We start from the raw sequence: 21,013 nt of genomic DNA on the forward strand, positions 1-21,013 counted from the left end.
CAGGAGAAAGGAGCGGGACGATGAAAAGGCTTATAGCAGCTGGAATGAGCTTCCTGCTGGCGGCGGGTATCGGAACGGGCGGACTATGGTCCGCTTCCCCCGCGTCGGCAGCAGAGGAAGCTGTCGCTTATACACTGAACTCGACGAAGGATACTTGGGTACAGGGCGGCGCGAATGCCAATACCGTGTATGGCACAAGCGATAAGATGAAAGTAAAGCGCACATCTACGGAGAACCGGGATGCGTTCCTTCAATTCGATGCTTCGACGGTAACCGGTCAAGTGTATGCCGCTGAGCTGAGATTGTACGTCGTATCAATGGAGTCAGCTACGATTACTGGTGGCGGACAGTACAACCTGGAGATTCGCGGGATGACGGACGATAACTGGTCCGAGGACACTATGACCTATGCGACGACACCTGCTGATGAAGGTCAGATCATCGGTACACTTACCGTCAAGGCGGACCATGTCGGTTCTTATATCGGCATCGATGTGTCAGAGTATGTGACTGCACAGTCCGACTCCAAGCTTAGCTTCCGTATTCGAGGCGTAGAGTCGAGCAAGGGAGCGGATTATGGAGCTAAGGAAGGCCAGAACGCGCCACAGCTCGTCTTGATGGCACGTCCGGCATCGACAACAGATACACAGCCTCCTACAGTTCCGGGCTCCGTTACAGCCCAGCAGCTGTCAAGCGGCAGTGTACAGGTGTCTTGGAATGCTTCCTCCGATAATTCCGGAACCGTCACTTATGTGGTGTACCGTAACGATGCGGTGCGAGGTCAGACACAGGAGCTGGTATATACCGAAGAAGGTCTTACACCTGGAACGACCTATACGTATCGGGTACACGCTGTAGATCCGAGCGGCAATATGTCGACCGCCAGCGAGAACGCTACGGTGACGACGGCTGGACAGCAGCTCGTGTCCACTGCGTCAGACGATTCGTATACGAGAACCGGCAGCGGTCCGTTCGGTTCGGCTACGACGATGAACGTTAAGAGCAACTCCTCCGGTACAGATATTCGCAGAGCGTATCTGAAGTTCTCGGTACCGACGTACTCTGGCAATCTGGAGTCGGCTGTCGTCAAGCTGTACGTCACAGGACTTGAGAGCAGCACGCCTGCAGACGGCTATGATGTTACGCTGTACGGGATTCAAGCGGATGCTTGGTCGGAAGCGGACTTGACTGATGTCAATCGTCCTCAAGAGGTTGGTGTCGAGATCGGGCAGGTCAGAGTGAACTCGGATAAGGCTGGCTCTTACATCGAGTTCGACGCTGCTGAGTTCGTACGCGGCCAGAGCGACGGTGTCGCGAGCTTCTATCTGGAATCGACGTCGAGAGTAAGCCGTGGAGCGAACTATGCGACGAAGGAAAATTCCATTAATCAGCCGCCAGTGCTCGTGCTTGGCGTTGTACCGCTGGCTACTCCTTCTGTTCCGGCAGATGTAACCGTAGCGGCTGCAAGTAAGCGTGTGGAGCTTAGCTGGAGCAAGTCCACGCATGCCTCGATCTATCGTGTGTATCGCAGCGAAGGCAACGACTTCGTACTGCTTGGTGAGACCACTGGACAGACGTATACGGATACAACTGTTCTGAACGATCAGACGTATTCTTACAAGATTAAGGCAGCTAACGACGCGTTCGAAAGCGACTGGTCCGAGGCTGTAACAACTACGCCTAAGTATCCGCTTGTCGTGCGTGAGGTTCAGTTCCAGAACCTGGATGGAGATGCGATTACAGCGCTGAACGGTCACGCGTTCGTTACAATGAGCGGTGAGCTTGCCAGCCTCTCGGCAGATACACATATGGTGCTGCTGCGACTTCGTCTTATGAAGATTGCCAATGGATCTGACGTGCAGGTAGCTGCTACAACGATGCAGAGCAAGGTGAAGCCTGACGCCTCCGTATCGTTCGAGTGGAGCATACAGGAAGGGACTCTAGAGAACGGTCATTACTTCGAGCTGTCGGTTCTGGATGCTCAAGGGGATGGCACTCAAGAGCTGTATCATACGAGACAATATGGGAATGAGTAATGAGGAGGATGACAATGAGAACGAGAAAAGTTGCAGCATTCATGCTATCTGTCATGCTGCTAAGCTCGGCTGCGCTGCCTGTTTCGGCAAGCGTAGCCCAACTATCGGTACAGGTGTCGTCGAATGCGAGCAGTCCAGTCATTACAATCTCCGGTGCGCTGGCGGCTGGGGCCGGCAAGCAAGTGACGGTTCGCGTTACGGCGCCGAATGGCAAGGTCGATTATATTAACCAGACGACAACAGGAGACGGCGGTGCGTATTCGTTTACGTATACGTTGAACTCTAGCGTGCAGGGCACGTATCAGGTCGCCGTTGGCGGTACGGGTGTGAGCCAGACGCAGACGACGTCGTTCCAGTATCCGGGTGAGGGAACTGGATCAAGTGGAGGCGGTCAGCCGAGTAACGGCGGCGGAGAAGGCAACGGCGGCAGTAACGGCGGTGGCGAAGGCAACGGCGGCAGTAACGGCGGCGGCGAAGGCAACAGCGGCGGTAACGGCGGCGGCGAAGGCAACGGCAGTGGTAACGGCGGCGGCGAAGGCAACGGCAGTGGTAACGGCGGCGGCGAAGGCAACGGCAGTGGTAACGGCGGCGGCGAAGGCAATGGCGGTGGTAACGGCGGCGGCGAAGGTAATGGCGGTGGTAACGGCGGCGGCGAAGGCAATGGCGGTGACACAAACACAGGCAATGGTCAGTCGGGTACAACAACCGGTAACACCCAGAATCCTACCAGCGAGACAACAGTTCCTGTGAAGCCAGCAGCTCAGGAGCAGGTGAAGCGCGCCGACGGAACAGTGGTGACGAAGGCTACGCTATCTGGCGCAGAGCTGACTCAGGCGATCAGTAAGGTAACAGCCACTGGTGGCAAGCCGGTCGTATCCATTGACATGACCACTCACAAGGACGTTCGACTGGAGCTTCCTGCCAGCCAGGTGTCTCAGCTCGTGAAGACGAACGCTAACGCCGTATTGTCCGTCGCTGTGAAGGGCGGCAGCTACAGCATCCCGGCAGCAGCATTGGCAGGTAAGCTCGGCGATTCCGGTCAGCTGTCGATTACTGTAGAGCAAGCTCCTAAAGCGGTACAGGATAGCCTGACACAAAAGCTCGGTAACACAATGCTCGTCGCACCGGTTGAATATTCGGTACAGGTGACGAACGGTAGTTCGACTGTAGAGCTTACCGATTTCGGTTCGACCTACGTATCGAGAACAGTGGAGCTTCCACAATCGGTCAACACTTCCGTAGCAACAGGTGTGCTGTACGATCCAGCTTCGGGTGAGATCCAGTTCGTACCGACTACTTTCGAGCAGGCCGATGGGAAGACATTGGCTGTACTGAAGCGGAACGGTAATAGTATCTACACCGTGATGGAGAAGCAAGTGACGTTCGGCGATGTGCAAGGAAGCTGGGCGAAGAGCGATATTGAGCAGCTTGCCTCCAAGTGGGTACTCAATGGCACGTCCGAAGGTCAATTCACACCGAACGGTCAAGTAACACGCGCTGAGCTTGCCGCGATGCTCGTCCGCGCATTAGGTCTTCGTGCATCGATAGGCACAGCATCGTTCTCCGATGTAAGCAAGGAGCAGTGGTTCGCATCAACGGTGAGCACTGCATCGCAAGTAGGTCTCATTAACGGATATGAGGATGGCTCGTTCCGTCCGGATCGTCTGGTTACTCGTGAAGAGGCAGCTGTCATGATGATGAGAGCGGCGAGCTTTGCAGGCGGGAAGGTAACTGCTGATCCTGCATCTATCACATTCGCAGACGCTGGCTCGATCTCGTCGTGGGCGAAATCCGATGTCGCTGCTGCGGTACAGGCGAAGCTGGTGAATGGCATGACGAGTGATACATTCGTACCAGGCCAGACGGCAACACGCGCAGAGGCTGCAGCGATGCTGAAGCGTATGCTCGTTCACCTGCAGTTCATTAATCCTTAAGCAGTAACCATATTCAAGGGAGGTTTACAATGAATCGCGTCAAACGACTCTTGTTGCTGGTACTTGTCGGTGTATTTGCCTTAAGCGTAATTCAGTTGCCGCTAGGTACGGATGTACAGGCGGAGCAGAATGGTGGTATTGTTCTGCTAGAGGATGATTTCAATGCCTACTCGCAAAGTCCGGTTGGCTCCACATGGAGCAACGGGACGAACAACGGGAGCTGGGTTCTCGAAGCTCATGGTTCCCAGATGCTGAAGCAAGCTGCAACAGGATCTACCTATGTGGCAGCACGAGGGGATACGACTTGGACAGATTACGAGGTATCGGCTAAGGTCAGGTTGACGGGTACACCTACCACTGGTTCTGCTCGTGTCGGTGTTGCCGCACGCTACACCGACAAGAACAACTACTACACATTGCTCATTCGTCGTAGCCAGACTAAGGATGAAGTGTTGCTGACCAAAAGAGTAAGCAACAGCGAGTCGACGCTAAAGACGGTAACCGTTAGCAGCACAATTAATACATCCAAGCTGTATACGCTGCGACTGGTCGTAACAGGAACTTCTCTGGAAGGCTATGTAGACGGTCAGTTGCTCGTGTCGGCAACGGACACTGCGCTTACTCAAGGCTCCATCGCGCTCTACGTGAATAATGGATCGGGCTATGCAGGAAAGTCGACGCTGTTTGATGATGTCATTGTGAAGGGTCAGGGTTCAACTGACCCGAATCCGAACGACCCAGGACCTGTAGGTCCGGAAGAACCGCAGTATCCGACAGATCGCTTGGTTCCAGTATCCAACAGCTCGCAGTTGTCTGCTGCTATCACAGGTGCGAAGCCGGGAGATCTCATTGAATTGAATGATGGCAACTATACGTTCCCATCGATCTCGAAGCTGCACGGCACAGCGGAGAAGCCTATTCGAATCAAAGCGAAGAATACCGGATTGGCTGTTGTAACGGGCAGTACCGTGTACATCAAGGAGTCGTCCCATCTGGTGCTCGACGGACTGACGTTCAAGAACACCGGCAGCTATTCTGTTCGCATGACGAATAACAACTATATTCGTCTGACTGCAAGCAAGTTCAATAATCCGCCGCACACGGGCTCATCTACCTGGGTGATGATTGATGGACCGTTAAGCTCCCATAATCGGGTAGACCACAGTGTGTTCGAGAACAAGAAGGATACAGGAAAGTTCATTGTCATTGGTGGAGATAACCCGGGCTTCACTGGTATTTCCCGCTATGATCGAATTGATCATAACACCTTCCGTAACACGCTGCCGAGACAGGTGAACGAATCCGAACCGATCCGAATCGGTGAGAGCAAGCTTTCTTTGTATGACTCGTTCACGCTAGTGGAGCACAACGTCTTTGAGCGTACAGATTCAGATCCGGAGATTATTTCGGTGAAGAGCGGCAAAAATGTGATTCGCTACAATACCTTCAAGGAATCTCTGGGTACGGTATCGTTGCGTCACGGGAATGGAACGCTCGTATACGGCAATCGCTTCCTTGGTAACTTGAGAACTGGACTTGATCAGACGGGCAAATTCCTTGGAACGGGCGGCATTCGTGTATACGGTGACGATCACAAAATTTTCAATAACTACTTTGAAGGTCTGACTGGCACGACGTGGGATGCGCCGATTACGATTACGAACGGGGATGCCGATTACAGCTCATCTACCGACTTGACGAAGCATTACCTTCCGCGTAACGTCGTTATTGCTCACAATACGCTGATCAATAACGTGCATAACATTGAACTGGGCTATACGAACAATAACAATTACACGAAGCCGCCTCAGCAGATTACGTTCGCTAACAACGTTGTGGTTGGAAGCGAGAATCCGCTGGTTGAGTTCAAGACAGAGGATAGCGCGTTGAAAGCTGGCTTCATCTGGCAAGGCAACATCATGTTCCCTACCGGAACCGCAACACTGGGGATCACGGCGACCGCTAGTCAGATCAAGGTCGTAGACCCGCTGCTTGTGAAGTGGAACGGAGAATACCGACCAGCTTCGAACAGTCCAGCTTTGAATGCGGCCACGGGCTCATATGATTTTGTGTATACAGAGGACAGTCAGCGCGCTTCGGCTTATCATGTGGGTGCGCATGAGGTACCAGCTCCTTAGATCGGCACATCAACGACGCTACTAACAAACGAAATGGTTGTACCATCCTTCAGGAGCAACTGCGTAGAAATACGCAGTTGCTTCCATAGCAGCGAATGGAGAAGCTGGTCGCATCGTGATTAGATGGTAGCAAGGCGCGGTGGCATGTGCAGATGCAGCCGTGTTGCTGTAAGGCATGCACATTCACATGTAGTGTATTAATTCTTACGCAGTAACCGTATACAAAGGAGGCTTACCATGAACCGCATCAAACGAATGTTGCTGATCATGCTCGTTGGTATATTCGCGTTAAGCGCGATTCAGCTGCCGATGAGCACGGCGGTACAGGCGGAGCAGAACGACTTGGTCGTTCTGCTCGAGGATGATTTCAATTCATACTCGGCAAGTCCGGTTGGCTCTACATGGACCAACGGCACGAATAATGGCAACTGGGTGCTCGAGACTCAAGGCTCCCAGATGCTGAAGCAGGCTGCAACAGGCACCACGTACGTGGCAGCACGCGGAGATCTATCTTGGACCGATTATGAGGTATCGGCTAAGGCGACGATGACGGGCATACCGACTTCCAGCTCTGCTCGTGTCGGCGTTGCCGCGCGCTATACAGACAAGAACAACTATTACGGACTGATTATTCGCCGTAGCCAGACGAAGGATGATGTGTTGCTGACCAGGCGTGTGAGCAACAGTGAGACGACTCTGCAGACGGTTATGATGACCGACGCGATTGATACATCGAAGGTGTATGAGCTGCGTCTAGTCGTCAAGGGCACGTCTCTTGAGGGCTATGTCGATGGTCAATTAGTTGTGTCCGCAACGGACAGTGAGCTTACACAAGGCTCCATCGGTCTTTACGTGAATAACAACGCAGCAGGCTACGCAGGTCAGTCGGCGCTGTTCGACGATGTTATTGTTAAGGCTCCAGCTCCAATAACGGGTCCAACAGATCCAGGTCCGACAGATCCAGGTCCGACAGATCCAGGTCCAACAGATCCAGGTCCGACAGATCCAGGTCCGACAGATCCAGGTCCGACAGATCCAGGTCCAACAGATCCAGGTCCAACAGATCCAGGCCCGACAGATCCGGGCAACAACCCAGGAACTGGCCAGCCGGACGATCCACAGTATCCGACAGATCGACTGGTTTCAGTATCCAGCAGCTCGCAGCTGTCTACTGCTATTACAGGTGCGAAGCCGGGAGATCTTATTGAATTGAGTGATGGCAACTACACGTTCCCATCCATCTCGAAGCTTCACGGTACAGCGGAGAAGCCTATTCGGATCAAAGCGAAGAATAAGGGAATGGCTACCATAACGGGCAACACCTTGTACATCAAGGAATCGTCCCATCTCGTGCTGGACGGACTGACGTTCAAGAACACGGGCAGCTATTCGATTCGTATGACGAACAACAACTATGTTCGTTTGACCGGAATGACGTTCAACAATCCGCCGCACACCGGCTCCTCTACTTGGGTGATGATTGATGGACCGTTAAGCTCGCACAATCGGGTAGACCATAGTGTGTTCGAGAACAAGCAGGACACAGGGAAGTTCATCGTCATTGGCGGAGATAACCCAGGCTTCACAGGAATCTCCAAGTATGACCGGATTGACCATAACATCTTCCGCAACACGCTGCCAAGACAGGTGAACGAATCCGAGCCGATTCGTGTCGGTGAGAGCGGACTTTCGCTGTATGACTCGTTCACTCTCATTGAGCATAACGTATTTGAGCGTGCGGATTCAGATCCGGAGATCATTTCGATTAAGAGTGGTAAAAATGTCATTCGCTACAATACGTTCAAGGAGTCTCTCGGTACGGTATCGTTGCGTCATGGCAATGGAACACTCGTATACGGCAATCGCTTCCTTGGTAACATGAGAACAGGACTTGATGCAAGTAACAAGGTTCTCGGAACAGGCGGCGTTCGTGTATACGGCGACGATCACAAAATCTTCAACAACTACTTCGAAGGCTTGACTGGTACGACGTGGGATGCGCCGATTACGATTACGAATGGTGACGCGGATTACAGCTCGTCGACGAACTTGACGAAGCACTTCCGCCCACGCAACATCGTCATTGCCCACAATACGCTGGTCAATAACGTGCATAACATTGAGCTTGGCTACACGAATAACAACAACTACACGAAGCCGCCTCAGCAGATTACGTTCGCTAACAACATTGTTGTCGGTAACGAAAATCCGCTGGTCGAGTTCAAGACAGATAGCAGCAGTCTGAAGTCTGGCTTCAGCTGGCAAGGCAACATCATGTTCCCTAAGGGAACGGCTACGATGGGCATTACGGCAACAGACGATCAGATCAAGGTCATCGATCCGCTTCTCGTGCAGTGGGAAGGCGAATACCGCCCAGCTGCGAACAGCCCGGCTTTGAATGCGGCAACAGGCTCTTATGATTTCGTGCATACTGAGGATAGCCAGCGTGCATCGGCTCTACATGTAGGCGCCCATGAGACACCGGCTCCTCAGAACGGCACACCTACGACACCGCCGCCAACGGAGACGCCGACCGATCCTCCAGCTGGAGCGATCGCTCAGAAGTATACCGTTGAATCGGTAGCCGCGAGCGGACATGACGGTAACTTCCCAGACAACGTGCTTGACGACAGTCTCACTACGCGTTGGTCTGCGCAGAGTGCTGTTGTAGACGGGATTCGCGAGCCACAGTGGCTGCTGCTGGATCTGGGCGCGTCGAAGACGATCAGCTATATCGGCGCCGCGTTCCATAGCGGACATGTACGCAAGACGATCTTCAATCTCGAAGTATCGACGGATGCTCAGAACTGGACGCAGGTGTACTCAGGTGAGAGCAGTGGAACGACGCTGGAGATGGAAGCTTTTGATTTTGCAGATACGCAGGCTCGTTACGTACGACTTAACGGTCTCGGTAACTCGGTGAATGCGTGGAACAGTGTGACCGTCGTTCACATCTATGGGCCTTCCTCTGATGGCTCGAATGTGTTGCTGCCTCTCATTCCGCCACCGCCAGAGGTGAAGGAGGATGTGCCGCCATATACGGTAGCAGGTATGTATAAGGCAGACGGCACACCATATCCGATGCATACGCCGAATCCGGTAACAGGCGCGACGCTGAACGTTCAGCAATACGGCGCAGTGCCGAATGACGGACTCGACGATGCACAGGCGATTCAAGCGGCGATCAACGCGGCGCAAGCTGGTGATGAAGTGTATGTGCCTAACGGCGTCTATGACTTGATTACAACGCTGCCTACAGATGGTACATCGCACTTGAGCTTGAAGAACAATGTCAACCTTCGTGGAGAAAGTCAGGATGGAGCGGTGCTTCGCTCACACTTCGATAATACGTCCTCCAACACGAAGATTATGAGCGGCTACAACAAGCATGATATTGTGATCTCGAATATGACGTTGACTTCGACGTTCAACGGTAACTACTCGACTGATCACACGGTGAACAATCCGGAGAGCGGCGGTCCGTTCTACGGCATCGTGCTCGAGGATAAGCTGGGTCAGCCTTCGTACAACGTTACGATCGATCAAGTGACGATTGAGAAGATCCAGAAGATGGGTGTGCGTATTAGTAAGAGCCGTGATACCGTCGTGAAAAACTCGAAGTTCCAGAACCTCACTGACGTCGGCGGCGGCGGTGCAGGTTATGCGGTCTCGATTCAAGGTATTGCGAAGACAGATCGACTTGGCTATGCCAACGATACGCGCCATAACGTCGTAGAGAACAGCACATTCGTTGGTCCTTACATTCGTCATGGTATTATTTTGCAGTACTATGCGCATAACAATGAAATTCGGAACAACGTCTTCACGGGCATGAGATTGGATGCGATCGATCTTCATGGTGAAGATGAGTACCTGAACAAGATTGACAGCAACAACATTTCTGGCGTCTTGACAGGTGCGGGTATTGCACTGGGTAACACGGGCGGTACGGCGCCAAGCAATCATGATGCAGCGGGTCCTTATAACCATATCGTGAACAATACGATTACGAACTCGCGTGAAGGTATCAAGGTTCACATGGGTTCGCCGGATACGCTGATTGAGAACAACACCATTACAGGAACGACGGAGCCATCGAGCTCCCGCGGTATTCTCATTCAGAACGGTCCTCGTACCCTTATTCGCAATAACACGATTACAGGTAACACGGCGTCGGGCTTCTGGGGGATTTTGCTAGAGCGTGACCCGGGGGATACGAATGCGAATGCGGTAGGTGCAGGCGATCCGGTTGATGTTCGAATCGAGAACAACACCATTACTGGTAACACGAACGGCTTGAAGCTTGATGCCGGAACTGGAACTGTGATGCAAGGTAATGTGATTAAAGACAACTTGGAAGTCGACGTTCAGGGAGAGGTGCAGCAGCCTGGCAATGGCGGTGGCAACGGTGGCGGCGGTGAAGTACCTCCTCCTGTCGAAGTGCCGGAGGAGACGATTCTCCCATCCGATGACGCCAAGATCGATATCGAGAAGCCGGGTACGAACTATGGTGTTGAGGATGTTGAGAAGACAACTGCAGGTGCTTCCGACCGCAATTGGTTCAAATATTTCAATGTGAAGCGTTCCGCAGACGGTCTGAAGGGACGTATGGCGTATCTCAAGTTCCCTGTTGCTGGTCTTGACAACGCGCAGTCTGCTGTACTAGAGCTGCACGGCAAGATTGGCAGCAGCACAACGTCGGTTAAGTTCGATGTGTATGGCCTGCAGTCTGACGACTGGAACGAGTCGACACTGACATGGAACAATGCGACGAACCGTGCGGATAGTATTGCTGATGTAGTAGGAGTAGGTACGACAGCGGTATGGCTCGGAACGTTTACGATCGACAGTGCAGACGTGATGAAGTATAGTGTCGATGTGACTGATTTCGTCCGTGCGCAAGCAGACGGTCAAGCGACATTCCTGATTGCAGATACGCTCGGACAAAACGGCAACGTGACGATCTACTCGAAGGAAGAGACGAATGTAGACCGAGTTCCTACGCTCAAGGTTGTCCGTGCGACGACAGGCGGCGAGCAGCCGCAAGAGCCAGGCGAGCCGGGTGACCCAGGCGATCCAGGCAATCCACAAGAGCCTGAACAGCCGCAAGAGCCAGAAGAGCCACAGCCGGACCTGCAGTTCGCCTTCCAGGTGTCGGATGTGACAGCGACGAACATGTCCGGTCAACCTGTGACTGCACTGACAGGTGGCGGCTTCCTCAACGTATCGGCGAAGCTGAAGAATGTGACACAGACCGAGTCTCATGCAGCGTTCATCATCGCGCTGTACGGACCGGATCAAGCGGTGAAGCGTATCGCATATGTGGAGCAGCAGGTGGCAGGTCAAGCGACGATTACAGTCGGAGCAGGCTTCGACTTGCCGGAGGCAGCAGGTGCTGGCTATACGGTGAAGGCGTTCGTGTGGGATAGTATGAACGGCATGCAGCCATTAGCGATGCCAGTCGCGCTGTTTGACTCGAATTAAGTAGACGAATGCGCCGCTAACGCGGCAGCTTCAGCAACTCGAAGTGCCGGGGATATTCCTCGGCACTTCAGGCTGTTATAATACACGGATAGATAGAAGATGGAGGATGAAACGATGTCTACTGTAAACAACATGGAAGCTTTGAGCGGTCAGCCGCTCAAGCTCAAGAGCAATCGGGTATGGAGAACGTATACGGGTGGCAAGCTGATCGAGAGCTGGCAGCACAAGCCCGAGCCGGTCGATTCGGAGTTTCCCGAGGAGTGGGTGGCATCTACCGTTAAGGCCAAGAATGCAGGTCGAGAGCACATCCATGAGGGCTGGAGCCAGGTGGACTTGATAGGCAGCGACGAAGTGATTACGCTGAAGAGCTTGGTCGATTCCAACCCTGCAGCGTACTTGGGCGCCGCGCACACTGCCCATTACAACGAGCAGATGGCCGTTCTGGTGAAGGTGCTCGATTCGAGCGAGCGTCTCACGATTCAGGTGCACCCGAGTCCGCAGGATGCCAGAGAGAAGTTCCAGTCCGAATTCGGCAAGACCGAGGCGTGGTACATCCTAGGCGGACGTGAGATCAACGGTGAGCAGCCATGCCTGTACATGGGCTTCAAGCCGGGCATTACGAAGGAGATCTGGAAGGACATATTCGACAGACAAGCGATTGACGAGATGCTCGATGCGCTCCATCGCATACCGATTAACAAGGGCGATGTGTACCTCGTCGAAGGCGGCGTGCCGCACGCGATCGGCGCAGGCTGCTTCCTCATTGAGATTCAGGAGCCGACCGATCTGACGCTGCGCGTCGAGCGAACGACGCCTCGTGGTATCAAGGTTCCCGATGAGGCGTGCCATCAGAACATCGGCTTCGAGGGGATGCTCGACTGCTTCACGTACGAAGCAAGAGGGCTGGAGGAGACGCTTGACCGATTTAAGAAAAAGAAGCGCACCGTCGTCTCCACCTCGGAGAGCAGCGAATATGAGCTGATCGGCGTCGAGGACACGGATCGTTTCCTAATGAATGTGCTGGAGGTATCTGGATCTCACAAGAAGACGCAAGAGGATGGCTTCCATATTGCCATCGTCGTGCAAGGGTCCGGGGAGCTGCGCTGGGATGATCAGAGCATTCAGGTGCAGCAGGGCGATCAATTGTTCCTGCCAGCCGGAGTGAAGGAGATGACCTGGGTCCGTCAAGGAGAGGAAGAGCTGCAGGTGGTGCTCTGCTACCCGCCGCGGACGTAGCCGTGTGAATAATGATAATGGAGAGGGCAGCGGATTCCGCTGTCTTTTCTCATCGTAAAAAGCTACTTGCGGTCAAGGACTATGCGTTGATACACTATATAAATCGACATTAACATAAAGCAGGTGCTGACGAACATGCCAGTCAAGAAGATGACAGCCGCTCAGCTGAAGCGCAAGCTGAAGGAGCGCACCAAGGACGAGCTGCTGGAGCTGCTGCTCGAAGCGGTCACAGACCATAAGCAGCTGCACAGCTATCTTGCAGTGAAGCTGCAGGGCGAGGATTATGCGTTGGAGCTGCTCGAGAGCTGCAAGGAAGAGATTCGCAAGCAATTTTATCCAAGCCGGGGGATGCCGAAGCTGAAGGTGGACAAGGTCGAGCAGACGCTGTCGGAGATGAGAGCGGCGGGAGCAGGCACAGCGTGGCCATTCGAGCTGCTCGTCTACTTCTGCGAGACCGCGGCGCAGTTCATTGAGGATTATGCCGATATATTCGAGAATATGGGCGATCTGCTGACGGATTCCTTCGAGACGGTTATCCAGGAGCTGAACAAGGACGAGAGCGCCGAGCGCTACGAGGCGTATAAGGATCGGCTTAAGGTCATCATGATGAGGGACAATCTGTTCTGCTGGGGCATTCACGATTCGCTCATCGGGTCCTACTTCGAGCTGAAGTGGCTCGGGGAAGACGAGAAGACGGAGGTGCTGAAGAAGACGAAGCTCAGCTCGGATTGGGCGAATGAGTGGGATGATCTCGATGACGACGACGACGAGGAAGACGACGAGGATGGCGAGGTAGACGACGATGATATCGAGCTGTGGATGACGCGTCAGATCGATACGCTCGTAGAGAAGATGGGAATGCCGAAGGAAGCGACATCGCCACAGGAATCGATGAAGAGCACCGTTGTATCTTACGAGGCGATGAGACGTTGGCTGAGCATTCCAGCTGAAGTGAGGCAGAAGCTGCTGCATAGCGTCTGGTGCTCGGCCTGCAGCAAGGGGACAAGCTTGAGCGATTACTCCGTATCGCAGGACAAGCACGGGATTGTGCTGAACGGACACTGCGCCGTGTGCGGGGGCAAGGCAGTTCAGTTGATTGAGGTGTAGCTCCCACCACTGAATGTTAGGGCGTTGTGCAGCTAACGCGGCTATGTTGCACAATGCCCTTCACATGGAGTGGTGGGAGTCTTTTGACGGAGCTAAATAGTATCATGACAGTTCTGAAATCGTCCCTGCATTAACTTTATATACCTGTTGACATAGCGTTTCAATATCTATCTTATGATGAGAACTTATCAAAATGGTGGCACCTCTCTGATTTTCCTCTCTAATAATGTTATACATCTGTTCCACCGAATCCTCATCTAACCCGTTCATTGGCTCATCAAGCAAGATAAGTTCTGGCTGCTCCATAATCGCTTGAGCGATCGCGAGTTTTTGTTTCATGCCCAGCGAGTACGTTTTTACGGGCTTACGATCCTCAGGATCCAGGCCTACCCGCTTGATCGTGTTCCCGATTTGCTCTGAGTTAATCTTCCGCTTAATATCTGCTAGAAACTTTAGATTGTCAAAGCCTGAATATTGCTCTAAAAAACCAGGCTTCTCTAGAATGAAACTAGTATTACTAGCAAATGAAGCCTTCTTGTGCAGCGTTTCTCCGTGTACAATGATCTCTCCGATAGTGGGCTTTACTAACCCTGAAATCAGTCGAAATAAGATGGATTTTCCTGAACCATTGTGTCCAACGATTCCGACTACCTTCCCGTAGTCTATTGTTAAATTAATATCACTAAGAATTTTTCTGTTCTTTATCGTCTTTGTAACTTTATTAAGTTGAACTGCTGGTACCATCCTTGTACTCCCTCTCTTCATATTTTTGTTAGTAATCCACACGATTGGCTCTATACACTATCCAGAATCCAATAAACGCAATGACAATAAACTCAGCCATGAGTATCTGAGGGTGCATCGATGAAACATGATCGATCATACTATAATAGAGTGGTAGGTAGGGATGATCTAGCCGTACCCCCATATAAAATAACGAAACTATTGTAATATTAGCGATCTCCACATAGTAAAGCTCCTTAATAAGCAGCCAAATACATGCATGCACATACAAATTTAAGGTAAGACTTATGAAAATCTTTATCCAATAAATATCCGCATGGAAAGGGGCTCCTGAGTAACTGCTCATGATTAGGATTGAGCATAAATAGCAGAATATATAATAAAGAGTAAATATGAACCCTATCATCATTTTTAGTATCCAGTACCATCTCGCTGAACCGAATCGAATCAACTGGTATAACTCAAAGGTGTGTACTTGTCGCTTCCATACGAGTTGAAGAAGCACAATATAACCAATGCACATGATGATCCAATATATCCAGTTTATATATTCATTCGATACAGAACCAAATAGGTTTCTTAGAATAATCTCGGCTGATGCATATGATGTGACATAACCATTGGAGGCGTAAAGAATAGTAGCTATTCCAGATAAGATTATGGAACCTGCTGCTACATTAAATAAGTCTCTGCTCAGAAGACGCAATTCTGAAGCAATCTGCACGTTCTTCAGCCCTCCTTGCTCCAATAATCAACCTTACTGGTTCGATACCGAGAGAAAGCTATAAACAGTAAATTGAGGATTACCGCTCCGAAACCAATTAGGATAATTGAGACAAGTTGCAAGTTCCGTAAGGGGACGTTCAAGATCGTGGGAATGAAAGAAAATATCATTCGATCAAGAACTACAATTGAAATAACAATTGCTGCAGCTATGAACGTGTTAGATAAGTACGTTTTCGCAAGTTGAAACAGCAGCCCAACGGTTAAGAGAGTCATATAGAATAGAAATAGAAACAAAATCGATGAAGGATGCCCTTCATCATTGGGTATATATTGAAACAAGGAGTTATAGGAGGAATCTGGGAATACTTTATATTTTGCTATACTTGATATGACGTAGGACGAGACAGAAGAGACGATGGTGAATATGCCAGTTGTAATGACGATCATATAGGTCTCAAAATCAGACACAGCTGTTCGTTTTCGGTACCTTCTAATAATTACCCATTCCCTAGAATCAAGTAAGATTCCTAGTATGAGCAATAATATTGGTGTATAGACGAACTCAAACTTAAAAGAGAGTAGGAAGTCTTGCCAAAATGACCAGGTTGAATAGGTTACCTTAAAAAAAGGTAGAACAATGATCGTGTATAGTAGTGGCAACGTTAGCATCAAGAATGTAATTTCTTTCTTACACAAAAAGTATTGTTGTACCACATACCTTAGCAGTCTATTCGAAAACATCACGAAGTTTTCTCGCTCCCTGGATATAAAGAGTGGTAACAATTAATAAAAGTAATAAATAATCGATAAGGAATGGCCAGTATGTTAAGTCTGTTACAGGCTGTCTTGGGTCTTTGAAATTAAAGGGATCCCACGATAATAAACCTAATATTGTAAATAGAATCCACGTTCCTAGCTGTAAGCACATAGGCACAAATAAAATAACATAACGGTTCTTTAGATAAAACGAGACGGCTAATCCAAAACAAACATAGAGTGCCATATACATGCTGTTGATGGTTAAGTACACAAGGAAGTACAAATAGGGAGAGGTTACTACTAATTGTGAGAATAATTCTTTTTTGTAAGAGATGAAGGGACTATTAGCAGGTTGAAATGTACCTTCGACGATCTTATGATACGATTCCGAATAAGACGAGTAGTCCCAAATTCCAGTCCAAGTATTTATAACAATGACCCCGATTGCTAATGGAGTTGAAAACAAAAAGAACGAGACACAATATGTAAATAAAAATCTATTCCAATAGTACTTAAGACGCTCCATACGAATGACTTGGTACGAAATGAACCCCGAAGTTCTTTCACTATGTAACGAATCAACAATTGGCAACGAGACTACGAGTGGAGTAATAAAGTAATAGAAAGATGTGAAGAATGCACTTGATATCCCACTGGAATTACCTACCCAATATAAGAAAGGACTGATGACTCCAATAGTATCAGGAAATTCACCGTATAGCCTTGTTGTGAGATCAAATTCTCGATTGTAGTCATCTATGCCTCTCCATGCTCCGATTACAACGATGAGTAAGAGGGTAAAGAAACTAATGTAAAAAAATTTATTTTTAGTTAGCTTATTAAACTCAACAATCATTGGATTTCTTATCTCCTTTGAAGAGTTAGACAATTATATTTATATAAAATCAACTTGTACGATAACGCGCGCCAAAAGTTGGCGCGCGTTATCTCCTAATAACTTGTATGTCAGAACTGACAATTACAATTTATCTGCTCTGAATTTACCCGATACATCGATCGTGACATTATTGAATGTGCTAGACCAGCCTCTAAGCGTTACAGCTTTTTCTTTGGCACTGCTGTCCACAGTAAATTCGGCTGTTGTACCGTCATCAGCGTTGCTATAGGTATTAGAAACTTGAGTACTGCCTTCATAAATGTTTAAGTTCACTTTGTAGTTAGAACCCACGTTACTAATAGCAGCTTCAGCGTTGTTGTTGTTCTCATTCATATCACTTGCCAGTTCAGTCCAGTTCTGCCAGATAGGCAACCTTTTTGAGAAGGGAATCCATTGAGTTCCAGCGTAAGCAACACCGATACTTAATACCGTGGATGCAATGACGCCCACCGACAAAATTCTCTTCAAATTCGCTTTCATGACCGATTATAGCCTCCTAGAAAAATAAATTTTTATAAGGATTGCTGTTGATCGAATAGAGTACTTAAACATCATCTCTACATACTCATTATTCTATCAATTGCAATTCCTTACAAAAAAAACAATACCAAATTCATCTATATTTGTCTATATTATTTTAAAAAAACTTGATATTACATTTTTGTGTAATGCTATACAAGTGATGAAAAGAACTCAGCCTGCAGGGATTGGTGTTCAATCTCCCATTTAGTGGATTAGTAGGCTTTTTATTTCATTGTTCTCATAGTAATACCATTCATAATACCCCGCGTTAAAGCGAGTGGTATAAAGTCGATCAGCAGCACCGAATATCTTCGTCCCTCCTTGAGAAATGCTTTGTAATTTATCCCCTTGCAAGGACAATTGTGTGAAGTTCCGGTTCCCGCTCATCCCGCCTCCACCTTCACTAACATACAGGTATGGTTCATTTAGATAGAAGGAGAATAATAGATCGGAAGCCGACGTATATACGGTTTGCATTGCAGCTCCGTCTACGTCCACCGAGTATATGGATTTAAAGTCATGATAATAGATTTTGTTACGGTGGATGATCGGAGTTGAATGTTGGTCGGGCGCAAAATCCATAATCTTCGATTCTTGAGGATCGATTACGTTGCTCTTGTAGAGCGCATGGTCTCTTGTGTAATAGATCGTATGATCTTCAAAATCAACGAGGTCGCCTGAGAGTGGCAGTTTTTTCTGTTCAGTGCCGTCTTTTATCATCATATAGAGGTTCATGGAATCATCACTAACGTATAACCATTCTCCAACTAATAGCAGTCGAGCTCCTGTTTCACTTAATGGTTCGGGAACGCCTCCATTCTTATTCAGCCTATACACTCCATTGTCTGTAAAATAAATATAGGCTTCATCCACGTTCAAAGATTGAGCGACATGTGAAGTTAACTTCACGGCCTGGCTTCCATCGGCTTTCATTCTATAGAGACCGTCTTGAGAAGAATGATCCTTGATGTGAGATTGGTAGGACACATACAACCAGTCACTGTCCCCCGTGATCCACCCGCCATTGGCTAGATTGCTCTTGGTATTACCCCTACTGGTATCCGTGGCAGACTGCTGCTCTGCCTCATCCTGGATGAGTACGGTCCTTGTATTCTCAATCCAGCTCACATCTTGAACGAGAGCGTCACTGACAGCGCGGAGAGGGATGTAGGTCGTGCCTACTTGGAATTGAAACGATAGAACGACAAGCGCACTCATACCCCATACTAATGCTTTCACTAAGCCTACCTCCATCTTAAAATGAAAAGTCTGACGCATACGCATCAGACTATCCAAATGCTGTAAAAGTTGCAGTCTTAGCGAAAAGATACGTAGACCGACATCTGTGCAACAAGTGCAACAGAAGCAACACCTGTTGGGGGGGAGGACTGGTAAGCGTGTCAGAGATGCAACGTTACACCGGCCTCTTAAGCTCCTCCGTCAGCAGCGGCACGACCTCGAACAGATCGCCGACGATGCCGTAGTCGGCAATCTTGAAGATCGGCGCCTCGGGGTCCTTGTTAATCGCAATAATGAGGCGTGACTGGCTCATTCCGGCCAAATGCTGGATCGCGCCGCTGATGCCGCAGGCGATATACACATCAGGCGTGACGACCTTGCCGGTCTGGCCGATCTGGAGCGAGTAGTCGCAGTAGCCGGCATCGCACGCGCCGCGGGATGCGCCGACGGCCGCGCCGCCGAGCGCTGCGGCCAGCTCCTCGAGCACGCGGAAGCCTTCCGCGCTCTTCACGCCGCGGCCGCCGGAGACGACGATCTTCGCCTCCGTCAGATCGACCTTGCCTGCCGCCTTCGCCACGACGTCGCGCACAACGGTGCGAAGCGATGCTGCTGGCGGCGGCGACCACGGTACGGCGACAATGGCGGCGGCAGAGCTGTTCGCGGTCGGCAAGGCGTTCGCAGCGACAGCAGAGCTGTCTGCGGCCTGGGAGTCGTTATCAGCGGGGACGTCATTTGCCGCCGCCGCCGCCTCGCCTAGAGCCACGGCTTCGTCCGCCAGTGTGCTCGCGGAGTCATCGTCTGCCTTCACAGGCTGAGCCGCGGGGATATTGTTCGGACGAATCGTCACGACGAACGGCCCCGCGTTGAACCGCTTCGTCTCGAACGCCTTGCCCGCGTAGATCGGGCGCGTGAATAAGAGGCCTTCCCCCGTCCGCTCGATGTCGACGACGTCGGACAGCTGCCCTGCGGCAAGCCGGGCGGCCAGCCTTGGCGCCAGGTCGCGCCCCATAGCTGTATGACCGAGCACGATGCCACTGGGCTGTAGCTCCTCGACGACCGCACACAGCGCACCGTCATACAGCTCCGGGCTGTAATGCTGCAGCACTTCATGCTCCACAACCGCAACCTGATCGAGTCCGTACTCATCGGCCAGCTCTGCGGCAAGTGGACTCACTTCATGACCGATCAGCACCGCTACTAGTCGGTCTCCTTCACTCGCGCACCATCTCGCCGCCTGAATCGCCTCGAACGTCACCTTCCGCAGCGTACCGCCTCGACCTTCCGCTACGATTAATATCGTTTGTCCGCTCATCGGTATGTCCTCCTCTCAGAATGGCCCTGCAAGCTACAGCTTCGCTTCGTCTCTTAGCAGCTGAGCGAGCGAAGCCGCCTGCTGCTGGGCATCTCCAGCTAGAAGCTGGCCGGCCTGCCTCGCAGGCGGCAGCGCCATCGACATCCGCTCCGTACGGGGGGCGACATCCGCTGCAGTCAAGCCGAGGTCATCGAGTGTCACCCGAGCGAACGGCTTCTTCTTAGCCTTCATAATGCCGGGCAGCGTTGGGTAGCGTGGCTCGTTCAGCCCCTGTTGGGCGGTGAATAGGGCAGGAAGCACAAGCTCCAGCGTCTCGGTATCGCCCTCCGCATCGCGCTCGACGACTACGCGTCCGTCCTTCGCCTCTAGCTTCGTCACCGCCGACACATGCGGAAGTCCGAGCAGCTGCGCGACGCGAATCGCGACTTGCCCGGCTCCATGGTCCGAGGAGAAATACCCTCCGAGCACAACATCCACAGAACGGGTCCCGATCGATGTGGCTAGTACTCGCGACACGCCGTATTCGTCCGACAGGCCAGTGGAGTCGATCAGGACTGCTTCATCCGCGCCCATCGCCAGCGCCGTGCGCAGCGCCTCAGCGCATCGCTCTGGTCCGACGGAGACGACCGTCACGCAGCCTCCGTGCTGCTCCTTCAGCCGAATCGCCTCCTCGACCGCATATTCATCGTACGGATTGATAATGAACTTGACGCCTTCCTCCGAGACGCCGCCGTTGGTGAGGACGATTTTCTCCTCCGTATCGAACGTCTGCTTCACCAGCACTACGATGTTCATCTGTGCTCACGCTCCTCCTCTTGTCGATTTGCCCGAACCGCTTGCTCGCTCGCTTGAAGCTTCCTCATGCGGTGTCTTGTGTC

At 51.1% G+C, this 21,013-nt stretch carries 11 protein-coding genes; 6 read left to right on the forward strand and 5 right to left on the reverse strand.

Annotation, left to right across the window (positions count from 1 at the left end; genetic code table 11):
- Window positions 1–20: 20 nt before the first annotated feature.
- The 6 genes from PAE68_RS05360 (at window position 21) to PAE68_RS05385 (ending at window position 13,935) form a co-directional block, all read left to right on the forward strand.
- Window positions 21–2,036, forward strand: a complete 2,016-nt coding sequence (locus tag PAE68_RS05360) for a CBM96 family carbohydrate-binding protein (protein WP_281884826.1) — start codon at window positions 21–23, stop codon at window positions 2,034–2,036.
- 14 nt (window positions 2,037–2,050) lie between these two features.
- Window positions 2,051–3,970, forward strand: a complete 1,920-nt coding sequence (locus tag PAE68_RS05365) for an S-layer homology domain-containing protein (protein ID WP_281884828.1) — start codon at window positions 2,051–2,053, stop codon at window positions 3,968–3,970.
- Between the two features lie 29 nt (window positions 3,971–3,999).
- Window positions 4,000–6,108 (forward strand): chondroitinase-B domain-containing protein, encoded by a 2,109-nt coding sequence (locus tag PAE68_RS05370; RefSeq protein WP_281884832.1) that lies wholly within the window; start codon window positions 4,000–4,002, stop codon window positions 6,106–6,108.
- A gap of 237 nt (window positions 6,109–6,345) precedes the next feature.
- Window positions 6,346–11,592 (forward strand): chondroitinase-B domain-containing protein, encoded by a 5,247-nt coding sequence (locus PAE68_RS05375; protein ID WP_281884835.1) that lies wholly within the window; start codon window positions 6,346–6,348, stop codon window positions 11,590–11,592.
- 114 nt (window positions 11,593–11,706) lie between these two features.
- A complete protein-coding gene (locus PAE68_RS05380) occupies window positions 11,707–12,828 on the forward strand; it encodes a type I phosphomannose isomerase catalytic subunit (RefSeq protein ID WP_281884839.1) in 1,122 nt (373 codons plus the stop codon).
- Window positions 12,829–12,963: 135 nt separating this feature from the next.
- Window positions 12,964–13,935, forward strand: coding sequence for a hypothetical protein (locus tag PAE68_RS05385; RefSeq protein WP_281884842.1), 972 nt, complete (start codon window positions 12,964–12,966; stop codon window positions 13,933–13,935).
- A gap of 102 nt (window positions 13,936–14,037) precedes the next feature.
- On the opposite strand, the gene PAE68_RS05390 is transcribed toward PAE68_RS05385, so the two are convergent.
- The 5 genes from PAE68_RS05390 to PAE68_RS05410 all read right to left on the reverse strand — a co-directional run bounded on the left by PAE68_RS05390 (window position 14,038) and on the right by PAE68_RS05410 (window position 20,930).
- Window positions 14,038–14,679 carry an ABC transporter ATP-binding protein gene (locus tag PAE68_RS05390; RefSeq protein ID WP_281884846.1) on the reverse strand — a complete coding sequence of 214 codons (642 nt, stop codon included), beginning with the start codon at window positions 14,677–14,679 and terminating at the stop codon, window positions 14,038–14,040.
- Window positions 14,680–17,143: 2,464 nt separating this feature from the next.
- Window positions 17,144–17,542 (reverse strand): hypothetical protein, encoded by a 399-nt coding sequence (locus PAE68_RS05395; protein WP_281884849.1) that lies wholly within the window; start codon window positions 17,540–17,542, stop codon window positions 17,144–17,146.
- 246 nt (window positions 17,543–17,788) lie between these two features.
- Window positions 17,789–18,823 (reverse strand): DUF5050 domain-containing protein, encoded by a 1,035-nt coding sequence (locus tag PAE68_RS05400; protein ID WP_281884852.1) that lies wholly within the window; start codon window positions 18,821–18,823, stop codon window positions 17,789–17,791.
- A 175-nt stretch (window positions 18,824–18,998) separates the two neighbouring features.
- Window positions 18,999–20,135, reverse strand: coding sequence for an electron transfer flavoprotein subunit alpha/FixB family protein (locus tag PAE68_RS05405; protein ID WP_281884855.1), 1,137 nt, complete (start codon window positions 20,133–20,135; stop codon window positions 18,999–19,001).
- A 33-nt stretch (window positions 20,136–20,168) separates the two neighbouring features.
- Complete coding sequence (locus PAE68_RS05410) at window positions 20,169–20,930, reverse strand: electron transfer flavoprotein subunit beta/FixA family protein (protein WP_281884858.1); 762 nt, start codon at window positions 20,928–20,930, stop codon at window positions 20,169–20,171.
- Window positions 20,931–21,013: the final 83 nt, after the last annotated feature.

The sequence above is a fragment of the Paenibacillus sp. YYML68 genome, from assembly GCF_027923405.1.
GTDB lineage: Bacteria > Bacillota > Bacilli > Paenibacillales > NBRC-103111 > Paenibacillus_G.